Annotated in this window: 12 protein-coding genes; 2 read left to right on the top strand and 10 right to left on the bottom strand. The window is 67.1% G+C overall.

Annotated features, from left to right (window positions below):
* Positions 1-32: 32 nt before the first annotated feature.
* From embB to K3U93_RS24050, 5 genes are all read right to left on the bottom strand, one after another.
* Positions 33-3,290 carry an arabinosyltransferase EmbB gene (gene embB / locus K3U93_RS24070; protein ID WP_083012071.1) on the bottom strand — a complete coding sequence of 1,086 codons (3,258 nt, stop codon included), beginning with the start codon at positions 3,288-3,290 and terminating at the stop codon, positions 33-35.
* Positions 3,287-6,601, bottom strand: coding sequence for an arabinosyltransferase domain-containing protein (locus K3U93_RS24065; protein WP_083012068.1), 3,315 nt, complete (start codon positions 6,599-6,601; stop codon positions 3,287-3,289). Before K3U93_RS24065 ends, embB begins: the two co-directional genes overlap by 4 nt.
* A gap of 112 nt (positions 6,602-6,713) precedes the next feature.
* On the bottom strand, positions 6,714-7,337 hold the full coding sequence (locus K3U93_RS24060) for a maleylpyruvate isomerase family mycothiol-dependent enzyme (protein ID WP_083012066.1): 624 nt from the start codon (positions 7,335-7,337) through the stop codon (positions 6,714-6,716).
* On the bottom strand, positions 7,334-7,816 hold the full coding sequence (locus K3U93_RS24055) for an SRPBCC family protein (RefSeq protein ID WP_083012064.1): 483 nt from the start codon (positions 7,814-7,816) through the stop codon (positions 7,334-7,336). Before K3U93_RS24055 ends, K3U93_RS24060 begins: the two co-directional genes overlap by 4 nt.
* Positions 7,813-8,133 carry an ArsR/SmtB family transcription factor gene (locus K3U93_RS24050; protein WP_083012062.1) on the bottom strand — a complete coding sequence of 107 codons (321 nt, stop codon included), beginning with the start codon at positions 8,131-8,133 and terminating at the stop codon, positions 7,813-7,815. The genes K3U93_RS24055 and K3U93_RS24050 overlap by 4 nt, the downstream gene beginning before the upstream one ends.
* Before the next feature lie 580 nt (positions 8,134-8,713).
* On the opposite strand from K3U93_RS24050, the gene K3U93_RS24045 reads away from it, so the two are divergent.
* Positions 8,714-9,883 carry a hypothetical protein gene (locus K3U93_RS24045; protein ID WP_083012060.1) on the top strand — a complete coding sequence of 390 codons (1,170 nt, stop codon included), beginning with the start codon at positions 8,714-8,716 and terminating at the stop codon, positions 9,881-9,883.
* 470 nt (positions 9,884-10,353) lie between these two features.
* A complete protein-coding gene (locus K3U93_RS24040) occupies positions 10,354-11,496 on the top strand; it encodes a hypothetical protein (RefSeq protein ID WP_083012057.1) in 1,143 nt (380 codons plus the stop codon).
* 182 nt (positions 11,497-11,678) lie between these two features.
* On the opposite strand, the gene K3U93_RS24035 is transcribed toward K3U93_RS24040, so the two are convergent.
* Genes K3U93_RS24035 through K3U93_RS24015 form a run of 5 tightly spaced genes read right to left on the bottom strand, consistent with a single transcriptional unit; the run spans position 11,679 to position 19,542 of the window.
* Positions 11,679-14,954 carry an arabinosyltransferase domain-containing protein gene (locus K3U93_RS24035; RefSeq protein WP_083012055.1) on the bottom strand — a complete coding sequence of 1,092 codons (3,276 nt, stop codon included), beginning with the start codon at positions 14,952-14,954 and terminating at the stop codon, positions 11,679-11,681.
* Positions 14,955-14,960: 6 nt separating this feature from the next.
* Entirely contained in the window at positions 14,961-16,931 is a 1,971-nt protein-coding gene (locus tag K3U93_RS24030; protein ID WP_083012053.1) for a galactan 5-O-arabinofuranosyltransferase, read from the bottom strand.
* 2 nt (positions 16,932-16,933) lie between these two features.
* The gene (gene dprE2 / locus K3U93_RS24025; RefSeq protein WP_083012051.1) at positions 16,934-17,698 is read right to left on the bottom strand and encodes a decaprenylphospho-beta-D-erythro-pentofuranosid-2-ulose 2-reductase; all 765 of its coding nucleotides are present in this window, start codon (positions 17,696-17,698) and stop codon (positions 16,934-16,936) included.
* Positions 17,699-19,081: a decaprenylphosphoryl-beta-D-ribose oxidase gene (dprE1, locus tag K3U93_RS24020; protein ID WP_071510916.1), complete on the bottom strand. Its 1,383-nt coding sequence runs from the start codon at positions 19,079-19,081 to the stop codon at positions 17,699-17,701.
* 32 nt (positions 19,082-19,113) lie between these two features.
* The gene (locus K3U93_RS24015) at positions 19,114-19,542 is read right to left on the bottom strand and encodes a GtrA family protein (protein ID WP_071510915.1); all 429 of its coding nucleotides are present in this window, start codon (positions 19,540-19,542) and stop codon (positions 19,114-19,116) included.
* Positions 19,543-19,567: the final 25 nt, after the last annotated feature.

Below are 19,567 nucleotides of genomic sequence, written 5' to 3'. Positions count from 1 at the left end.
CGGGATTTAAGAATTCGTTTGTACGCCCTTGGCTACGGCTTGATCCGAATCTCTCCGGGCGACCACCACCCGCTGCGGGTCGCGGTGCCCAGGTCGAGTTGGGCGGGCTCGGCGTTCACCAGGGTGTCGAACTTGCGCAGCGACCCCCAGTCACGGCCCCAGTCGCGAGACAGGTACGTGGACATGACGTGGGCCCGCAGCAGCAGGTCGGTGATGCCGAGCAGGCCGCCGTTGGTGCCGTCCTCCCAGGTGTCGGTGTCCATCTTCTTGGCCGAGTAGTCCGGGGTGATGCGGAACTTGGGGATCTCGGTGACGCCGTTGACGTGCAGCATCGGCTGTTGGCAGGGGAAGGCCAGCCCGACCGCCCAGTCCAGCAGCACCGGTTGCGACGAGCCGACGTACTCCTGCAGCGAGCGCAGCTCGGGCACCCGCGGCGGGGTCACCGCGATCCAGTCTTCCGGCGTCAGGGACAGGTCCTCGGCCACCACGCGGACCGCCGTCGCGTCCGCGGGCATCTGGGAGCGGGCGAAACGCAGGTTGCGCCAGACTTTCGGCTGTTCCCCGTACAGGTCGTAGGGCACCAGCCGCCCGGCCGGCACGATGTCGGCTCCGGGGCCGGGCTTGCCGTACTCCAGCACGACGGTCTGCCCGTTGGTGTGCTGGTGTAGCACGCTGTTGCCCGCGATCTTGCCGGCGGCCGTCACCACCACCAGGGGGTGCCCGTCGTCCGGCCTGGGCAGCCGGTACCACGCCGACGTCAGCCTGCTCTGCTGTTGCGGCCCGGTCGTGTAGCTGCCGGCCAGCGGGACCCGGCCCGGGTCGAGGCCGTACGGCAGCGGCACCAGCGACCCGTTGATGCCCGGCGCCGCCAGCTTGGTCGGCGCATCCCAGTCGTAGTCGGTGCCGGGCTGGTTGGGCGTCATCCGAACCGCCTCGGCGACGGTGTGTTCCGGCACCCCGTTGGGCGTGAATCCGACCGGGCCGACCCCGCCCAGCGGCCCCAGCGGGCCGTAATCGCCGGGCTCTCCTGTTTTGAGAGGCGCCATATAGCCGGCGTTGCTGTCCGGCTCGACGAGCACGTCATCTGCCAGGCCGCAGCCCCCGGCGAATTCCCGCAGGTTGGCCCAGCCGTTGGAGTAGGTCGGGTACTGACGGACGATCCCGGCCACCATCGACGCGACGAACACCAGCGCCATGAACCCGGCCGCTATGGGCACGGGTGCCCAGAAAGACACCGTCGCCGCCCGGGCCAGACGGCCCTCGCCGTGGTCTCGGGACGCGAAGTGCAACCAGACCGCGTAGAGCGCGGCGATCGCGAACAGTACGAAAAAGATTGTGCTGATGGTGATTCCGCCGATTTTCGGCATGGTGCTGTTGAACGGCACGCCGTAGCTGGAGACGTACCACCAGCCGTTGGTGGTGGCGAAGCACAGCGCCATCAAGAACAACAGGGCCGCCAAAAACGCCATCCGGTTACGCGACCAGCGCAGCACCTTCGGCGAGACCAGGACCGTGGTCAGCGCGGCCATCGCCGCACCCACCGCGGCGAACAGCCCGAAGTGGTGCACCCACTTCGTGGGGGTGAACATCAGGAAGAACATGGTGGCGAAGATGACGCCCATCAGCCGCCACGCCGGCCCGCGGGCCACACCGGGAATTCGCTTGCGCCGCAACATGATAAACATCGCGGTGAACAGGCAGAGCGCGGTGATGAGAAAGCCGAATCGCCGCGACAGTGAGCCGTCGACGGTGGGCAGGATGAGGTAGTAGTAGCGCAGGTTCTCGGTGTACCACGCCTGGCTGGGCCCGATCTCGTTGCGAATCCTGGTGGCTTCCAACACCGCCCGCAGAGTCTGGTCGGCGAACACCACGGTGAGGATGACGGAACCGGCCGCCAGCAGCGGGGCCACCAGCGGCCACGTGCCGACCAGGCGATGGCGGTGGACCAAGATTCGCAGGACCGGACGGCCACCGGCGACCAGCGCGGCCACCGCGATCAGCCCGGTGGGCTGCACGCCCAGGGTGAACGCCGCGGTGACGATGGCCAGCGCCGCCGGCGTCAGCCGGGAGCAGCACATCGAGCGCTCGATCAGCACCCAGGTGACCAGTGAACCGAGCGCGATGATCGGCTCGGGGCGAAGGCCGTTGTCGAACGGCATCCACGCGGTCAGCAGGACCATGCCGGCCGCCCAGTTCGCGGCCTTGCTCGCCGTCACCGCCGGCCCCAGCCGGGGCAGCACCTCACGCGACAGCAGTAGCCAGCACACCAGCCCGGCGACCAGGTCGGGCAACCGCATCCACAGGCTGTCGTCGCTGACGTGGGTCATCAGCGCCAGCAGGTTGTAGTACCAGCCGAACGGGTCCTCGGGGCTGCCGAACCAGCGGAAGTAGTTGGACATGTAGCCGGCGTGGTCGGCGACCCGGGCCATGCCCAGGATGTAGCCGTCGTCGGAGGAATTCGCGCCGATCACATGCCACAGCAGGAACCCGAAGATCACCGTGGCGTCGACCAGTGTGAACTTGCGCCAGCGGGTCGGAATCAACCGGTGCATCCGGCGCCCGTCCAGCTGGTCGAGGCGCCACAGCGCGACCAGCGCGACGATGGTGGACACGATCGCGCCCACCATCGCGAGCAGTTTCAGCGTCGTCGGCGTGGTGGAGAACCGCGTGTCGATGGTCGCCGAGAGCCGCAGTTCGGGAGGCGCCGGACCGGTCAGATCGGTGAATACGCCGACGATTTGCGGGCGCAGGTTGGGGTCGGGGTAACCGCCACGCACGGGATTGCCCGCGGGATCGGTCAGCCCTACGAAGGTGGCGAAGGTGCCGGCGCGCGTGGAGGTGATCTCGATGCTGGAACATCCGGGGGCACCCGCGCCCCCGGCCGCCTGGCTGCGGGGAACGCTGACGATCACCACGTTGCGGTCGGTGACGTCGACGCGCTGGCCGTTGACGACGACGAACAGCGCGTTGAGCGCGGCGTCCTTGCCCTTCTTGGGTGCGGTGCTCAGCACGACCCCGCCCTCGGGGGGCAGGTCACGCACCGCCGAGCACGGCACGGTTGCCGTCATGTCGACTGGCGTCAGCGAAATCAACGGTGCCGTAACGTTATTCAGCTGGCCGCCCTGCGGCCAGTTCAGCATTGCGGTGGTCTGCACGACGGGTAGCAGCGGCGTGGCGACCGACAACACGAACCCGATCAGCCCGGCGATCGTCGCGACCCAGCGCGTCACCCGCACACCGTTCCGGGCCTCGCGCTGCGCGGTGGGCGCCTTTTCGTCGACAACGCTCATGGGAGCGCCCTAATCGGTCCCTGCCGGCTCCAGCCGGGCACGGTGATCACACCCCGCTCGACGACGGCGTCCGGCGCCCGATCGGCCGGCACCAACCGGTAGTACTGCTCCACGGATCCCCAGTCGCGGTACCAGTCGCCGCGCAGGTACGTCGAGATCGTGGAGGTGCGCAGCAGCGCCTGGGTGAACAGGAACGGGCCGCCGGTCTCGCTGGCCTGCCACAGGTTCGACGAGGCGGCCGTCTGTTTGTGGTCGGGCAGGATGCGGTATTGCGGAAGTTCGGCAATGCCAAGGTGTTCGGAGAACGGCCGCTGGCAGGGGAAGTTCGCGGCGGTCGCGATGTCCATCAGCACCGGTGTCCGCGATCCGAGCAGCTGCTGCAGGGTCTGCAGCACCGGCACCCGCGGCGGCGTGAACGCGAACCACTGGTCGGAGCTCAGGTTCGGGTCGTAAGCGACGATGCGTGCCACGTTGGCCTCCGGTGGCGCCCACGTCAACGGGAACCGCAGGTTGCGCCACGCCGGCTGCGGTCCGATGTCGATCGGCTGCACCTCCGCCAGCGGCTGGGTGGTGCCGTCGGGACGGGTGACGCCCCATTGCAGTTTCAGCGACTGCCCGTAGGTGAAGGTGCCGTCCTCCTTGTACGACCAGATCGCGCCCGCGGCCGAGACCACCACCAGGGGCCGGTCCGGAGTGCGCGGCGGCAACCGGTACCAGGTCGAGGTCGCGGTCGCGGCCAGCGTGTTTTCGCCGTAGCTGCCCATCACCGGTGTGCGGGCCGGGTCCAGGCCGAATGGCAGCGCCGCGTGCGACCCGTTCACGCCGACCGGGCCCTTGCCGCCGGCGGTGCCCGCGGAGTCACTGAAGGCGACATTGGGTTTGTTGGGCGAAGCGTCGGAGTTGACCAGCCCGGGTTTGGTCACCACCGGGTCGGACTTCAGGTCGTCGCCCACGCCCTCGGGTTTGAAGCCGACGGGGTTGACGCCCCCGAGCGGCCCGTACGGCCCGAACGCCTGTCCCGGAAGCGGTTGCAGCAGGCCGACATTGGGGTCCGGCTCGGCCAGGACGTCGTCGGCCATGGCGCAACTGGTCGGTGAAAGGCCGGAAACCACGGCGGCCAGGTTGGCCTTGCCCGTGGTGTAGAGCGGGTAGCGGAACACCGCGCCCTTGGCCAGCGAGGCCACTTCGCCGAGGACCATGATCGTCGCGACCACCAGCAGCGGGGTGGAGGCCAGCACGCGGTTGCGCCGGTTGTCCTTGACCTCGGTGTGCCCGGCGTAGTCCATGCGGAAGTGATACCAGCCGGCCAGCAGCCCGGTGAGGATCGACAGCGTCAGGAACATCGACGTCACCGGGTGACTCGCGACGACCGGTGGGATGTCGTACCACGGGACGCCGTAGTTGTTGACGTCGAACCAGCCGTTCACACCCGAGGTCGCCACCGCCAGCACGAACAGCAACGCCGTAACGTACAGCGTCAGGTTGCGGCGGCTGTGCAGGCCGATGCGGGCCAGCGTGAAGGCGGTGACCGCGCCCAGGGCGCCGGCCACCCCGGCGAATGCGCCGAACTGCACGGCCCACTTCGTCGGCGTGAACGTCAGTAGCAGCAGGCCGACCGCGGTGGTGCCGATCAGCCGCCACGCCGGACCGCTCGCCAGGCCCGGAACCCGGCCGCGGCGCAGCAGCACCACCAGCATCCCGAACAGGCACAGCAGCATCACCAGCACGGCGAACCGCCGCGACATCGAACCCTCGGCGTTGCTTTCCACGGTGAGGAAGTAGTAGCGCAGCCATTCCTGGTACCAGGCGATCGTCGGGCCGACCTTGTACTTGATGCGCGCCGACTCGGCGACCGTGGCCAGCGTCTGGCTGCGGAACACCACCACCGTGATCAGCGACAACGAGGCAACCAGCACCGCCAGCGGCGCCAGTAGGCCATCGGTCGCGCGGCGCCGCCGGATCGCCTGGGCGACGGCCCGGGCCCCGGTCAGTAGGGCGGCGACGGCGATCAGTCCCTGCGGTGCCAGCGTCGCGGTGAGCAGGGCGACGATGATCGCGACGGCGGCCGGGGCCAGCCGTCGCAGCGCGATCGCGCGTTCCACCAGCATCCAGGTGACGAGCGCGCCGAGGGCGATCAGCGGCTCGGGCCGCAGGCCGTTGTTGAACGGCAACCATGCCGCCAGGAACACCGCGCCCGCGGTGAATACCGCCACGCGATTGGCGGCCAGGCCACCCCTGCCCGGACCCAGCCGCCGCAGCACCCAATGGCTGATGATCAGCCAGCACGCGATCCCGGCCAGCGTGGCCGGCAGCCGCATCCACACGCCGGCGGTGCTCACCGCCGCCAACTTGGACAGCACCCCGAGATACCAGTCGAACGGCGCGTCCGTCGTCCCGAAGTAGCGGTAATAGTTGGCGACGTAGCCGGCCTTCGGCGCGACCCGGGCAATGGTCAGGTTGTAGCCGTCGTCCGACGAGGTGGCGCCGATGACGTGCCAGAGCAGCAGCGTTGCGATCACGCCGGCGTCGGCAAGCCAGACCGCGACCCCGACGTGCCGGTGCTCGACGGGGCGGTACCGGGCGAGCCTGGCGATGGGGGACCGCCAGTTGACCAGGGTGTCGCGGCCGCGGCTGCGGCGGTCCAGGGCCGCCATCGCCAGGATGGCGAGCAGAACCGCCAGCGCGCCGGCGGCCATCACGACCTTCTTGAGGGCGGTGGGTGCCGTGATGAATCGGGTGTCGATGTCGACGCGGGCCGACAATCCCGGCTGCTGGGGGACCTTCAGGTCGGTGAAAATCCCGCCGACCTGTGGTTTCTTCTCCGACGGCAGCAGCCCGGAGGCGCCGGGTATGCCGACGAAGTCCGCGCCCGTCCCACCGGCGTCGGCCCAGAGGTGCAGCACGCTGCAGGCGCCGGCGGCGATCGCCGAGCGCTGCGCCACCGCGGCCACCGAGTCCCGGAACGCCACGACCACGACGTCTTTGGCGGCGCGCACGAACAGCCCGTTTTTGCCGGCGTCCACCCCGTCGGTCGGCAGGGTGGAGACCACCAACCCACCGGTGGGAGGCAGGGTGGCCATCGCCGGGCACGGGATAACGATGTCGAGCGCGCGCGGCGCCCCGGACACGAGCGGGGCGGTGATCTGGGTGACGTGCCCGTCGGCGGTGCCCTGGGGCCACAGGACCGCCGCGGTGGTCTGCTTGACCGGAAGCAGCGGAACGGTTGCGCACAACAGCAATCCCGCGATTCCCGCGACGACGGCGATCAACCGCGGGATCCGCTGCGATCGCTGATTACCGTCGTGGGGCACGAGGCTCGATGGTAGGGGACGCCGCTTTGTGCGGTGAGGACGCAGGGCCGACGTCCGGCTCAACACCTGCCCTCTCGTACGGACGCGAGCAGCCTCGCCGCCGAGGGCGCGCCTACCTGGCCAGCCGCGCGGCCAGGGTGGCGCGGCCGGGGCCGGCGAGGTCCGTGAGGGCCGCCGGCCGGCCGGCCATCGCCATCAGCAGCGCCTCGCCGGGGCCGGACACTTCGGGCCCGCGGCCGTGTGCCCAGTCGATGTCGGTGGCGCGGAGTCGCAGTCCCCTGATCCGGCGTCCCGCTCCGAGCCTGGGGTTGCCCGGCATCAGGCCGAGAACGCGCTGAAGCCGATCCGCGGGGACCGTGCGTGGCCGGCCAAGCGAGCGTCGGATGTCCTGGTGGTGGATCGTGCCGTCGACGAGGGCGATCATTCCGCCGAAACCCGCCGTCAACCCTTGAGGTGTGAGGTGGTTGCCGAGAAATTCGAGCAGCTGTTGCGGGCTGAGCGCGGCGAACTCGTCGACGCCGACCTGGTTGGCCCGCACGATCCGACCCTTCGCGAAGCGCTTGAGCAGCCCCAGGGTGCCGAGCTCTTCGTAGCTGATCATATGCGCGACAACGTCTTTGACGCTCCACCTAGTACAGAGGGTGGGCGCCTCCCAGTCCCGCGGCGTCAAAGTGGCCAGGAATGCTTGGAGGTCGGTCCGCTCGGCGCGGGCCATGCTCATCAGCGAGGCTGTCATTTTCCGGCGCTGAATAGGTGAGCGTAGCGGCCCAGATACAGCGGCCAGCCCGCATCGCCGTCGACGCCGTCGGCGACCGACTCCCAGCCCGGGCCGTGGCGGTCCAGATGGCGGTGTTCGAGGTCGATGCGGGTGCGGCCATCGGACTCCGCGGTGAAACGCACCTCGACCTCGCTGGTCTTGGACCGGTCGGTTTCCAGCTGCCAGGTGGGGCCGATATCCCAGGTGAACACCAGCTTGTGGGGCGGCTCGTAGACCGTCACGCGCGCCCATCGGCATACGCTGCCGTCGACGCCGCGGTCATAGATGTGCCCTCCCACGCGGGGTTCGAATGTCGTCTCGGCGATCGGCATGGCGAGCAGATTGTGTTCGCGGGGTTTGAAGTCGCCGAATCGCTCGGTGAAGACGGCGAACGCACGCTCGATCGGGGCGTTGACGACGACGTGGTGCCGCACGTTCGGAGTCCGCGGCTGCGTCATGAGGCATCTCCTGTCTCGTCGATGGTCCGCGCGTAGGTGACCAGGGCCTGCGTCCAGAACCGGTCAAGGTCGGCGCGTAACGCGTCGAGGCCGGTCGGGTCGAGTTGATAGACGCGACGCGTTCCCGCGGCGCGGTCGCGCACCAGCCCGGCGGACTTGAGCACCTTGAGGTGCTGCGAAACGGCCGGCCTGCTGACGGGCAGGTCGCGGGCCAATTCGCCGACGGCCGACGGGCCGTGCGCAAGACGCTCCACGATGGCCCGCCTCGTCCCGTCGGCCAGCGCCAGCCACACATCGCCAGCTTGGTAAGTCGCCACGAACCGTAAGCTTATGCTTACGGATAGCGGTGATCAATGGTTTTGGCTTGCCGCGCAGAGCGGACGCCCGAACCCGACTTCGTGCATAGCGTCTGGTGATTGTGCGGGTCCACGAGGTGGACTACCCGCGCTGCGGTGATGTCGCCTCGGCCGGTGCGCGGTGGGCCAAAGTCGCGCGTTAATCCATGTGTCCCACCGGTAACTCGCTGGCCGGCATACGCGATGTGCCCGGCTCAGAGCGACAGCCCACTGCGTGTCGCCGATAGGTGGGCAACAAAGTCGGCGCCTCCCGCACTGCGGCGCACTCGATCACGCCGCGAACTCCCACCAAATTACGAACAATATGGCAAATGTACGCGCGTGATAGCCCGCTGGTAGTTTCACTCTGAACTAAAATTCCGGGGGGGGGGTAACTCCAGGCTGAAAAAATATCCTACAAGCAGATGCTCCACAAATAATAAAATTTGCTAAAGCTTGCGCCGGCACCACTAAACTCAACTGTCAAGCCCAAACTCATCCGCGATCAAAGTGGGTCTCAGCTACGTTCTGAGCATCATCATCCGACAACCGATCAAAGGAGATGGTCGTGGACCTCGCAGCCCGCCCCCACATCACCGCTGGCATCGCCCTGGCCAGCGCCGCTGTCCTCACCGCAGCCCCGGTCACCCAGCACCTCCCTAACCTGTCCGTGACTCAACACCTGCGCGAAGTAAGCGCCAACATCCAGCTCACTAACGTCACCGACAGCGCGGTTGACCTGTTCGCCGGCGTGGAGAGCGAGCTCGCATCCCTGGCGAGCGGGGCAAGCGCGGCCGCCACGCCCGCGGGCGTCCTCGACGGTGTTGTCAACCCGCTGCAAACCTGGATCAACATCATCCCGTCGGCACTGACAAACGTGCAGAATTTGGGCAACGACTTCCTCAAGGTGCCGTTCCCGATCTTGCAGCAGGTCGCCGCGAACGGGGCCGAGTACGGACAAATGTATGTCGGGGCGTGGCAGACCTCCGCGAATGCCTTTGCCAAGTTCTACTTTGGCAACACAGCCTCGAGCTTTATTCCCGTCATGCAACGTGGGATTACCGACTGGTCAAAAGGCATGATCGCCCCAGCGCTTTCCGCTTTTTACCAAGCCCTTTGGCAGGACCCCATCATCAACATCGGAGAACCCCTCGAGAATATCCTGAAGATTCCCATCGCCATCGCGCAGAACCTGGCTAACTTCACCAACACCACTCTGACCGATGCCCCGATTGTCGCTGTCCTCGACGGCGTCCTCGCAATCCCGCTGCAGATGAAAACAGCGCTCTCTAACAGCCTCGTAGCGGCCTATAACGCGTGGAATGCCGGAGAGACGTTGGGCGCGATCACCAACATTCTCGATATCCCCGGCGAGATGACCAACGCCGCGATCAACGGCACAACGGGTAACGCCGGATTGCTCGGCAGCCTGGCCCCCGGCTTGCTAACCTCCCTCCCGCAAACCATCGCAAAATCAATCGTCGCGCCGAACGCCCAAAACATCGCCAATGGCGGCAGTCTCGCGGCCGGAATTCAGGGCTTTGTGACCACGCTGACCAAAGGCTGGCCGTCGCTGACCGCCAGCCTCGGCACCCTCGGCCCACAATTGACGTCGATCCTGCAAGGCATCCCCTCGGCCCTAGCGGGTCTCCCGTCGACATTGGCCGGCATGGCCGGATCCCTGGCAACCCATCTGGGCACGCTACTCATGCAACTCCTCAAGCTGCTCTAAGTCCGGCGGCGGTCGCCGATGCGAGCCGGTGACCACCCACGGCGATGGCCCCCTTACGTGTGAAGGGGGCCATCGTTAGTGGTATGGCTTCCCGCCTGGCGTGCAACGGTCCGCAAGGCGAGATGCGTGTTGGCTCGGTCACGAGGATGTAGTGGCCGCGGGAACAGTGCTCGGCGAGTGAGGCCCCGGTAGGCCCCTGTTGGAGGGGTTTGCTGGTCGTGCTGCAGGGGTGTGGCAAACATGCGTGTGTGGTCGCCCGCTGGTAGTTTCGCGTTGAACTAAAATTCGGGGGGGGGGTTAACTCCAGGCTTTTTAAAAAATTCACAAGCATGGGTTACTTTACTTCACAGCGTTTGCGGCACTCGATGTTTGCTAGATCAACCTGACCGATCAAACCCGAACTCGCCCGAAGCTCAGGTTGCTCTCAGCTACGTTCTGACCATCCGAATTCGATACACCGATCAAAGGAGATGGTCGTGGATCTCGCAGCCCGCCCCCACATCACCGCTGGAGTCGCCCTGGCCAGCGCCGCCGTCATTACCGCAGGCACCATGGCCCAGCACCTGCCCGATTTTCAGCTGGCCCAACACCTGCCCACGGTGAGTGTGTCCGATATGCGCCTCAGCGACGCCAGCAGCGCACTGGACATGTTCTCCGGTGTGGCGAATGAACTCGCCTCCCTGGCCAACGGAGCAAGCGCGGCCACGGTACCGCCGCTGCTGGCCGGCGTGGTCAACCCGTTCCAAACCTGGATCGACACCTTCCAGACGGCGGGCACCAACCTACAAACACTGGCCAACGACTGGCTTCAACTTCCCGCCCCGCTACTACAACAGGTCTCCGCGAACTGGGTGCAATACGCCAGCGACTACGTCGGGGCCTACCAAAGCGCCGCGAGCGGCTTCGTCAAATACTTCTTTGGAAGTGCCAAGAACGACTTCGCCGGCACAGTGGCAACTGGTGTCACCGACTGGATGAAGGGTAACTTCTCGGCTGCATTTAATGCTTGGGGGCAAGCCGTCTGGCGGAATCCATTCGAATTCGTCGGGTTACCGCTTGAGGGTATCCTTCAAATTCCGAAATACATCACGAGCAACCTGTCCACTTTTACCAACAACTTTGTCACCGACTTTTCATTCGACATTGGCCTTCCGCTCGTAACTGCCTATACGCCCATCACAACGGCGCTCTCGGGCAGCATCGGCGCGGCTATTACTGATTGGGACGCCGGGGAGACGTTGGGCGCGGTCACCAACGTGCTTGATCTGCCCGGTCAGCTGACCAACGCCCTCCTCAACGAGGTTTCCCTCGAAAACTTGGGCACCGAGATAGTGGCGCTTCCTCAATCCCTCGCGGGCACTATCGTCGCGCCCAATGCGCAGAACATCGCCGCCGGCGGCAGTATCGGGGCTGCGCTTCAGGACTTCGGGAATCAGCTGGTCACGGGCTGGCCGTCCTCGTCGTTCCTGACCAACATTCCCGCCAATTTGCCTTCGGTGCTAAGCAGCGGTTCCCAGCTGTTGGCCAGTCTGCCGGCCCAGGTGGGCGGCGCTGCGGCATCGTTGGCAAGCCACCTTGCGACGTTGGTCATGCAACTGCTCGCGGCGCTCTAAGCCCGGCGGTGGTCGCCGATGCGAGCCGATGACCGCCAACGGCGATTGGCCCCCTTCACCGAGAAGGGGGCCAATCCGTTTATTGGCGACCCGTCGTCCACAACGACATGACAGCCGGATCGCCTCGACCAGGATTCCCCTGGGGCATCCCTCGCCGTGCATACCCTTCGTGTCGTGAGCCCCTAATGGCGAAGCGGCCCCGGGTTCCACAGACCGCTGCGCGTCGCCGTCCCCAGCTGCAGACGGGCGGGCTGGGCGTTGGGATAGTAGGGCGTCAACCGTTGCAAGGCGCCCCAGTCCCGCGACCAGTCGTCTTTCAGATAACTGGCCACCGTGGTCGCTTTCACCAGCAACTCGGTGACGCCCAGCGGGCCGCCGCCGTTGTTGTCCATCACCGGCGAATTGGCCTCGGCGCCGAATCGGTCCGGCAGGATGCGCCATTTCGGTGTTTCATCGACGCCGTTTTGGTGGCCGAACGGTCGCTGGCAGGGGAACGCCAGACCGACCAGCCAGTCCAGGAACACCGGGTCGTGGGAACCGACCACATCCTGCAGCGTGCGCAACCGCGGAATCCGCGGCGGGGTAAGCGCGATCCAGTGCTGCGGCGCCAGGTCTTCGTCGTCGGCGACCAGGCGGATTTGGGTGGCGGTGGCCGGGATCGCGGACAGCGGTAGCCGCAAGTTGCGCCAGGCCGGCGAGGCCCCGACGTCGGCGAATTGGAATGACCCGCCGAAATGTCCGTTGGCCGCTTCACCGTCGGTGGCCCACTGCACCTGGACCTCGCGCGGGTCGAAGCGGCCGGCCGCACTGACCACCAGCAGCGGCCCCGCCTTGTCCCGCGCGGGCAGCCGGTACCAGCCCGACCGCAGCCGGGCGGGCACCTGGATGCCGGACCGCCAGCTGCCCAGCACAGGCGTGCGCGCGGGATCCAGGTTGTAGGGCAGCTGGGCAACCGAACCGTTGATTCCCGGCGCCGGGTTGGTGCCGCCCTCGGTGCCGGCCTCGGCGCCGGTGATCAGCCTGTCGTCGTTGATAAAGCTACGGTCGCCCGGACGCTCCATCACCGGGTCGGCGCGGACGTCGGCGGGAATGCCGTTGGGGGTAAAGGCTTCCGACAAACCCGCTCCCAGGGCGTCGGCCACCGACGCGCTCACCGGCGGCAACATGCCGGCATTGGGATCCGGCTCCACCATCACGTCCTCGGCCAGCCCGCACGACCGACCGGCCAGAGCCTGCAGGTTGGACCGGCCCACCGACCATGCGGGGTACTGGGCCGTCATCGCCAGGGTCAGCGATGCCACCTCGAAGATCACCAGCGCCCACGCCGCAATTGCCAACGGGGACTGGATGATTCCGGCCACTCGCGCCCCGATCCGGGTTTTGGGTGGCTCGTGAAACCTGGCCGAGTCCGGGGCGACGAAATGGAACCAGGCCGCCAGCAGCAGCACCAGCACGGTCAGCCCCAGCAACATCGTGGCAAAGGCGTAATGCCACGCTGGAAACGAATTCGACCATGGCACACCAAAATTGGACACATACCACCAGCCGTTGACGCTGGCGAACGACAGCGCGACCAAGAACAGCACCGCGGCGGCGAATACGGTGCGGTTGCGCCGGGAGCGCATCGCCGCCGACGTCACCGCGACCGCGGCCAGCGCGCCCAGCGATCCGGCCAGCCCGGCGAACACCCCGAAGTGGTGTGTCCATTTGGTCGGCGTGAACATCATCGCGATAAACGAGATGATCGTGATCCCGACGATGCGGCGGCTCGGCCCGGCCGCCGTGCCCGGAATTCGGCCCTTGCGCAACGACATTGCCACCGTTATCCCGAGCGCCAGCACCAACGCCAGCACCGCGAAGCGGCGGGCAATCGATCCGTCGGGGCTGGCCATGAACAGCCGCTCGTAGCGGAGGTGTTCGTCGAACCAGCTCAGGCTGGGCCCGACGGCGCGCTTGAGCGCGGTGGCCTGCGCCTCCCCCGCCAGGGTCTGATCGCGGAAGATCAAGATCACGGTGACGGTGACCGCGGCAAGGAGGGGTGCGACGAGTGGTAACACGCCGAATCGTTTGGACCTGCGGTGCAGGATGGTCCGCAGCGGCCCGATCGCGACCAGCAGCGCGCCGATCGAGGCGATGCCCGTCGGCCCGGAGAACAGCGTCAGGGCGCCGATGATGCAGGCGATCGCCACCGGCAGCAGCCGGCTGGTGGCCACCGCGCGCTCCACCGAACACCAGGTCAGCAGGATGCCCAGCGCGATGATCGGCTCGGGCCGCAGGCCGTTGTCCAGCGGCAGCCAGACCGCCAGGAACATGCCCGCCGCGGTCCACGCCGCGGCCCGGCTTTGCTTGACGGCATGACCCAGGCGCGGAATGACCTCACGGCTGATCACCCACCAGCAGGTCAGCGCCATCACCAGGGTGGGTAACCGCATCCAGATGCTGGCGGTGCTGACGTGTGCCCACAGGGCCAGCAGGTCGTAGTACCAGCCGAACGGGGCCTCGGGCGTACCGAACCAACGGTAGTAGTTGGCCATGTAACCGGCGTGCTCGGACACCCGGGCCATGGTCAGGATGTAGCCGTCGTCGGAGGTGTTGGCGCCGACGAAATGCCACCACACCAGCACGGCGATGACGAGGCCGTCCAGACCGCCGATGGACCACCAACGCGGGGGCAGGAACCGGCGGTGCCGGGTGCCGTCGGCGGTGTCGAGAAGATGGAGGGCGACCAACGCAACAACGGTCAGCACCACCCCGAGGATCATCGCGGCCAGCTTCAGCGGGGTGGGGCTGCTGCTGTAACGCGTGTCGACGGCCGCCGAAAAGCTCAAGCCCGGCGGCTTGTATGACGGGATGGCCCCGGCCAGATCGGTGAACACGCCGACGATTTGCGGGCGGAAGTCGTAGCCGCTTTTCTCACCGCGCAGCGGCGAGCCGGGATGCTCGGCGTTGGGCCCTTGGGTCAGCCCGACGAATTCGGCCGTGACCCGGTCGGCGTGCGCGGTGAACGTCAGCCGCTGGCAGGCCGGGCCGAGCACCTGGCTCAACGGGGCGGTGACCACCGGAACGTTGCGGACCACCAGCACCAGGTCGTCGTTGGCGCGCTGGATGAGCAGCCCGCGGTCGATGGCCTTCGGGGCCTGCTTGGGCACCGTCGACAGCAACACCGTGCGCGATCCGGCCAGCCCGGCGGCGGCCTGGCAGGGCACGGTGATATTCAAATCGGTGGCCACGTACCCAATCAGCGGCGCCTCGACGCTTTCGAACGTGCCGTTCTGCGGCCAGTTCAATTGGGCGGTGGTCTGGTTGACCGGCAGCAGCGGGGTGGCGATCGCCAGCAGCGCCCCGAGTAGACCGGCGACGGTGGCAACCAACCGGGCGATCCGGTGGTTTCCTCCCGCGTCGTCCACGGGGGTAGATGCTAGTTGTTCGACCAAGTCAGGTGAGGTTTCGGTGGCCATCAGCCGCTACACCCCGGGCTTGCGGATGGCCAGGACGAACGGGCCGATGCTTTCGACGACGAAACGCGGGTCGGCGAACAGGGCGGCCGGCAAATCGACGGTGTAGCGGCGGACGTTGGGCTGGTTGGGGTAGACGTCCTCAGCAAGCCGGAGGGTGTAGTTGCCGTTCGCGCCGCGGCGCATGAGAAACACCGTCGGCGGCGGCCAGGGGCAGGTGTCCAGCGCGTGGACGAACTCGTCGGGCGTCTTGAGCTTGGACCACTTCTCGATCTGTTTGGCCCGCAGGTCGAACTGCGCCAGCGGGTTGGCGTAGTGCGACGTCAGCCCCTGAAAGCCCCAATAGGGGTGGTAGGACAGGAAGCTGTAGTCGGCGGTCATCACCACCGTTTGATCGGGTGGCTTGCCGGTGACGTGCCGGATGGCGGCGTCGACGGCGGCGTAGTACTTCTCCGAGCTCGGTGGCCGACGGTCGCCGCGCTGACCGTAGCCGTCGGTGTCGGTGTAGGCGATGGTGAGGTCGGGTCGCAGCACGTCGGGAATGTCCTGGCTGAACGCGATCGCGGCGGCCAGCCCGACGGCGCCGGCCACCGGGACTATCGCGCGGCCGCGTTCGCGTATGGCGAGCGTGCCCTCGACGAAACCGAACGCCCCGGCGGCCACCAGCAACACGGTCAACGTGGGCTGCAGCCGGAACGACAACAGCGTCATGCGCGCCAGCGTGGCCAGCATTGACAACAGCGACCACAGGTAGACGGCCAGCACGCCGATGGCCAGGGCGCCCGCCCGCACCGACGTGCGGGCCCGCACCACCAGCCACAGCGTGCCCAGCATGCAGACCGCTCCCAGCAGGGAGAACTGCAGCATCGGGAAGGTCAGCTCGGCGCCGTCGGCGGGCAGGTAGTGCTGGGCACTCCCGGTGTTGCTGACGGGGCTGCGGGCCGCACGTAACAGGAACGGCAGCCAGGTCGTCGCCGCGATGGCCGCCGCGATGACGGCGATGACGGCCAGCCGGCGCAGTGGGTCGAGCGCGGCCTTCAAGCCGCCGCGCCGCCAGCGCGCCGCGGCCAGTCCGAGCCCCATCAGCCCCACCGTGAACGCGGTGTAGCCGAAGAGCAGCAGGTACCAGAGGGCCGTCCAGCCGAGGAATATGCCCGCGCCGACCACCGCGGCCCAACCTCCCGCCGCGCCGCCGAGCGTCACCTTGCCGAGCGTCACCCCGCCGAGCGTCACCTTGCCGAGCGTCACGCCAGCGTGGCCCTCGGCGCCGGCCGCCACGCTGGCGTGACGCTCGCGGTAGCCGGCCCGCAGGCCCGACCACGTCAGCACCAGCACCGGCGGCAGCAGCACGGTGATCATCGCCGAGTACGGCTCCGGCGAGCCGTAGGCCAGCGTCACCGCGGCGGTCGCGGTCGTGACGATCAGCGCGTACTCGAAGCGGATCATCCGCCACCACAGCACCAGCGCGACTGCGACCGCGATGGTGATCGAGGTGATCGCCCACGGCTTGTAGATTTCCCAGGCCGGCGTTCCAGTCAGCGCCGCGGCGCGCCCGCCGATCCAGAACCAGCCCGGGGGATAGAACGATGGCAGCCCCAGATAGGTCATGTCGTGCAGCGCGGGGCTGTCGGCCAGGCGCGTCAGGTACTCGGTCCGGAACTGCTGGTCGACGGAGATGCCGAACAGATACAGCTTGGTGGCGCCCAGCGGCATGCCCAGCGTCACGACGGTGAATGCGGACACGAACACCAGCCCACCCAGCCGGGCCAGGATCCGGTAGCGGCGCCACAGCCAGCCGACGGCGACCAGCCCGGCCAGGCAGCCGACCTGCCCGACGGTGGTCAGCGCGTGCAGCTGGTTGGACGACGGGAAGGCCGGCCATTGCACACCTGCGATGGCGATCAGCGATACCACCGCAACGACGACGGCGACCACCACGGCCACGACCATCTGGCCCAGCGTGGCCAGTGCGGTACGCATGCTCAGATTGGCAGCCTGCGGAAGACGCTCCGCGGGATGTGTCGCAACACCATCATCACATAGCGGAATGCTGTTGGCGCCCAAACCAATTCCTTACCTTTTGCGGCCGCGGTCACCGCGAGGTTGGCGACGTACTCCTTGTCGACGGTTAACGGAGCTTCCTTGATGTGCGCGCTCATCCGGGTACGCACCTGCCCGGGCCGGATCACCAGCACACGAACGCCGTACTCGCGCAACGCCTCTGACAAGCCCAGGTAGAAACCGTCCAGGCCGGCCTTGGTGGAGCCGTAGACGAAGTTGGATCGCCGGACCCGCTCGCCGGCCACCGTGCTCATCGCGATGATCTGGCCGAAGCCCTGGGCGCGCATCCTCTCACCTAGTAGCACACCGACGGAAACCGCAGCGGTGTAGTTGATTTCGGCGGCCTGCACGGCCTTGCGTTGGTTCTGCCACAGCTCTTCGGCGTCCCCGAGTACACCGAAAGCGACGATGGCGACGTCGACGTCGCCATGAGCGAAGGCTTGGTCGATCACCTTGGGGTGGCTGTCGGTGTCCAGCGCGTCGAAGTCGATCAGTTCCACCGACCGCGCGCCCGCGGCCTTCATCTGGGCCACCGCGTCGGCGCGGCCCGGGTCGCCGGGCATGGCGGCCAACAGGATCCGCGCGTGCGCGTTCTGCAGGTACCGCTCGCAGATGGCCAGCCCGATCTCGGAGGTGCCCCCGAGTAGCAGGATGGTCTGCGGATTTCCCACGGCGTCAAGCACCATCTACAGCAGCTCCAAACGTCGGGCCATGTCGGAGGCGAACACCCGCAACGGATCGACCTTGCGGCGCACGGCAATCCACTCGTCGATGCGTGGATACATGGCGTGAAAGGTCTCGGCGGTGGTGCGCGAGTCCTTGCCGGTGTAGAGCCGGCCACCGAATTCCAACACGCGGCGGTCCAGCTCGTTGAGCAGTTCGTTGACCCCGCGCTTCATCGGGAAATCCAAACAGACATTCCAGCCCGGCATCGGAAAACTCAGTGGCGCTTGGTTTCCGGGCCCGAATAGTTTGAAGACATTGAGCGCGGAGTAATGACCACTAGCTTGGATATCGCGGATGATCTGCTTGAATTCCTCGACCGCCGACGGCGCTACCACGAATTGATATTGCGCGAAGCCGGCCGGTCCGTAGCCACGATTCCACTCGCCCAACAGATCCAGTGGGTGATAGAACTGCGTCAGGTTCTGGATCTTCCCGCGGTAGTGGCCGCCTCGCAGGTAGTACAACTCGCCGATGGTGCTCAACGTGAACTTGTTCATCAATCCATTGGGAAAGATGTCGGGCACCGTCATCAATTGCGGTGCATCGAATTTCAGCGGATTCTTGGCCAGCTTCTTGGGAAGCTCGTCGCGCAGTGCCAGGCGTCCCCGGGTAATCGCCGCGCGGCCCAGCTTCGGCGGCGGGCTGATCGCGTCAAACCAGGCAGATGAGTAGGTGTAGTTGGCTTCGCTGCCGTCGCTGTGGAAGGCGATGGTCTCGTCCAGCGACGCCGTGTTGTCGCCGTCGTTGATGAAATAGGCCGTCTCCGTGGGCGTCATCTCGATGGCGGCCCGCAAAACGATCCCGGTCAGGCCGTTGCCGCCGACCGTGGCCCAGAACAGCTCGGAGTCCTCGCCGGCGGGAGTGAGATGGCGGATCTGGCCGTCGGCGGTCAGCAGGTCCATCGACCGCACATGGTTGCCGAAGCTGCCCGCGCTGTGATGGTTCTTGCCGTGGATGTCGGAGGCGATCGCGCCGCCGATGGTGACCTGCCGGGTTCCCGGCAGCACCGGCACCCACAACCCGAACGGCAGCGCCGCCTTCATCAGCTGGTCGAGATTGACCCCGGCGTCCACGTCGGCCAGGCAGGTGTCGGCGTCGATGGAGTGGATGGTGTTCAGCTGGGTCATGTCGATCACCAGGCCGCCGCCATTCTGCGCGTTGTCGCCGTAGGACCGGCCCAGCCCGCGCGCGATCACGCCCCGGCCTCCGGCATCGGCAACCCGGGCCACGGCCTTGGCGATCACCTCGGGATCGGGCGTACGGAGCACGTCCGCCACCGACGGCGCGGTGCGCCCCCACCCGGTCAGCCGGGCGGGCGTGGTGGACGGGGGGGTACTCAACATCGTCAAAGAGGGTACCGCTTGCGTGGGGCGGCTCAGCGGATGCGGAAGATCACCGCCCGCTGAACGACGAAGTTGATCACCGTCGCGGTGCCCTGCGCGATCACGAATGCGACGGGCACCGCCCACGTGCGGTAGTGCAAAAGCGCGAGGCACAGATGGTTCAGCCCGACCTGCACGGAGAAGGTGATGCCATAGAGAATCATGACCCAGACGAACCGCGCGGTGCTCGGTGCCGCCTGAAACGTCCATCGGCGGTTGATCAGGTATGCGGTGATGGTGCCGACGATGAAGCTGGTCGCCTTGGACAGGTCGACCTGCACGCCCAACGCTTTGTAGAGCTCCAAGTAGAGGCTGAAGTCGACGATCGCGGCCAGACCGCCCGTGACGACGAAACGCCACACCTGCGTCGTTAGGTTCAAGTGCGGGCGCGACGGCGCGGAATCGGGCAGCGGGGCAACCATTGTGGGGAGTCTAACGGGGTCGCCC

Source organism: Mycobacterium malmoense (genome assembly GCF_019645855.1).
GTDB lineage: Bacteria > Actinomycetota > Actinomycetes > Mycobacteriales > Mycobacteriaceae > Mycobacterium > Mycobacterium malmoense.
The sequence above is the reverse complement of the archived record's forward strand: the minus strand, read 5'-3'. Positions and strand labels throughout refer to the sequence as shown.

Bases quoted from the DNA above. Each gene is read 5' to 3' on its own strand.
- embB (WP_083012071.1), bottom strand. From the start codon at position 3,290: ATGAGCGTTGTCGACGAAAAGGCGCCCACCGCGCAGCGCGAGGCCCGG.
- K3U93_RS24060 (WP_083012066.1), bottom strand. From the start codon at position 7,337: ATGACAGCCTCGCTGATGAGCATGGCCCGCGCCGAGCGGACCGACCTC.
- K3U93_RS24055 (WP_083012064.1), bottom strand. From the start codon at position 7,816: ATGACGCAGCCGCGGACTCCGAACGTGCGGCACCACGTCGTCGTCAAC.
- K3U93_RS24045 (WP_083012060.1), top strand. From the start codon at position 8,714: ATGGTCGTGGACCTCGCAGCCCGCCCCCACATCACCGCTGGCATCGCC.
- K3U93_RS24040 (WP_083012057.1), top strand. From the start codon at position 10,354: ATGGTCGTGGATCTCGCAGCCCGCCCCCACATCACCGCTGGAGTCGCC.
- K3U93_RS24035 (WP_083012055.1), bottom strand. From the start codon at position 14,954: ATGGCCACCGAAACCTCACCTGACTTGGTCGAACAACTAGCATCTACC.
- K3U93_RS24030 (WP_083012053.1), bottom strand. From the start codon at position 16,931: ATGCGTACCGCACTGGCCACGCTGGGCCAGATGGTCGTGGCCGTGGTG.
- dprE2 (WP_083012051.1), bottom strand. From the start codon at position 17,698: ATGGTGCTTGACGCCGTGGGAAATCCGCAGACCATCCTGCTACTCGGG.
- dprE1 (WP_071510916.1), bottom strand. From the start codon at position 19,081: ATGTTGAGTACCCCCCCGTCCACCACGCCCGCCCGGCTGACCGGGTGG.
- K3U93_RS24015 (WP_071510915.1), bottom strand. From the start codon at position 19,542: ATGGTTGCCCCGCTGCCCGATTCCGCGCCGTCGCGCCCGCACTTGAAC.